2 protein-coding genes are annotated in these 1,886 nt (G+C 58.1%); both read left to right on the top strand.

Features of this window, described 5'->3' with window-relative positions; translation table 11 throughout:
• Positions 1-480: 480 nt before the first annotated feature.
• Complete coding sequence (locus tag sphst_RS12535) at positions 481-1,428, top strand: hypothetical protein (RefSeq protein ID WP_159043615.1); 948 nt, start codon at positions 481-483, stop codon at positions 1,426-1,428.
• 19 nt (positions 1,429-1,447) lie between these two features.
• Positions 1,448-1,654, top strand: coding sequence for a hypothetical protein (locus sphst_RS12530; RefSeq protein WP_031394348.1), 207 nt, complete (start codon positions 1,448-1,450; stop codon positions 1,652-1,654).
• Positions 1,655-1,886: the final 232 nt, after the last annotated feature.

The following is a 1,886-nucleotide window of genomic DNA, read 5'->3' as shown; positions in this document are numbered from 1 at the left end:
TGCATCAATCTATCCCAAATCAGTCGTCGGCTATCTCAGCCGCACCAGCTAGCGGCATGGGGCCAGGACCGGGTGGGGGTGACACAGGAGATAGCCCTTCATCATCATCAGAGTGGCCGGGACGACAACGCATCAATGCCTGTCGGCGCTCAAAAAACTCCTTCTCTAGCGCCTTCTCTTCAGCTGTAGGTCTTGGACGTCCGATGAGGTCTTTGATTGGCATAACCTGTGCGCGTTCGTAGCTCGTGCCTTACGGGTATAACGCATTGAGACGCACGGCCCAAACAGGCAGCCATGGTGCGAAAGTCACAGGATATGCATCGCATAGAATGGCCAAACCTGCGGGTCTGCGATGCACGCCTCAAGATTTTTGATCAAGCTGAGGACCTTAGACGATCAGCAAGAAGTGATCAGTTCTCGCCATTGCGTTCCCGCGCAAGAGGCCTCAAAAGCCGGAATAGCGCAGCATGAGAAGACCCGATGGTATCGTCGCATCGCCATAGCTGGTTCACTTCAATTCTTTTCTCCATCGGCATGTTCGTCGGGCAGCCAGCACTGGCCGCACCAACGTCGGTCAAGATCTTGCCCGACGTGGTATGCGGGGTGGGCGAGGGCGACGAAATTCGCGTATGCGGATCGCGGATCAAGCGGGAAGACATGCGTCGCCTTCACGAACTGGCCGTTTGCATCATCAAGAACCAAGCGGTTTCGAGCAGCGCTGCCGTTACAGCCTATATCCTCACCGGAGACATGGCGCGATTCCAATCCGTCTTCGCGTCGGACCGGGCATGCTCATCTGCTCGTGGTTTGCGGGTCACGGCCGCCCTGCTTGCCGGCGCGTTTGCCGAGGCGTTGCTCGACAGGCCGATGCTGTCGCGTTTAGCCAAGGGGCAAGGCGGAGAGGCTCCCGCATCATCCGTGCTCCTGCCGACCGACACGCTGCTCCACTGCGTCATGCGTACCGGGCGCGTTGAGGCAGCGACCTTCATCCGATCGCAGCTCTATTCCCGTCAGGAGCGGTCCGCCGCTACGGCGCTAGGTGATAAGCTTCAAGGTTGCTTGACGGCCGGGGATACGATCCGGACGAGTCTGCCACTCTTGCGGTCGATGACTGCGCTGACCTTTTTTGCAGAGAGAATGCCTTCGGCCGAGCGAACTGCGCCCCGGATCGAGCAAACGCACACGGAGCGCAACGCGCGGCTGGCGACCTTGCCGCCGATCTTGCCGCCCGTCGTCGATATACGCAGCAGCGCCCTGCTCAAGGCACCCTCGCTTTCCATCGGAAGTGTCGACGATCCGGGTAACGCCCCCAGTCTGAGGGGTTACCGATACAAATCGCCCGACCTGCCGACCACGCCAGATATGGAGGACGTGCTAGCTCGCGACACGTCGCCACAGATAGATCCCGATACCGGCGTAGCACCGTAGTTGTATCATTGGGCACATCATGGGCGAGATAGACAACATGCTGCTTGCCTTATGCTTTCGGCGCATAGCGAACGCCGCAAAAAGCTATCTCGTTGTGCAAAGCCAAGTGGCGGAAATTACCACTTTCGGGCTCCTGATGAAAAACTCACAGATTTTGCAGCGACCAAAGAACGGCAGAAAACTTGGTGACCTGCCGATGCAAAACGCTGATGCACTAGCTCTCTAGAGAGGATTAGAAACCGCACGCTAGGGCGGTCGTCTTGTATGGAAAATTAGCGGAACACAGCGTTGTTTCTCCCGTTTTTATCAAGCTTGTAGCGTCCCACCCTTCGGGGGGTGGTGGTGAAGCTCGCGATGCCCTGCCGGTGGACGGCCGGCAGGGCATTTAAGTCATTGAGGCGGGAACCCATTATCGCGAATATGGTTCTTCCATCAGACCGGCAATTCCCCCCCCCCCC

This window comes from Sphingomonas sp. STIS6.2, from assembly GCF_000732685.2.
In the GTDB taxonomy this organism is placed as follows: Bacteria; Pseudomonadota; Alphaproteobacteria; order Sphingomonadales; family Sphingomonadaceae; genus Sphingomonas; species Sphingomonas aerolata.
This window is presented reverse-complemented; position numbering and strand designations above follow the sequence as displayed.

Coding starts and splice junctions, on each gene's coding strand:
- sphst_RS12535 (WP_159043615.1), top strand. CDS start 481: ATGGTATCGTCGCATCGCCATAGCTGGTTCACTTCAATTCTTTTCTCC.
- sphst_RS12530 (WP_031394348.1), top strand. CDS start 1,448: ATGGGCGAGATAGACAACATGCTGCTTGCCTTATGCTTTCGGCGCATA.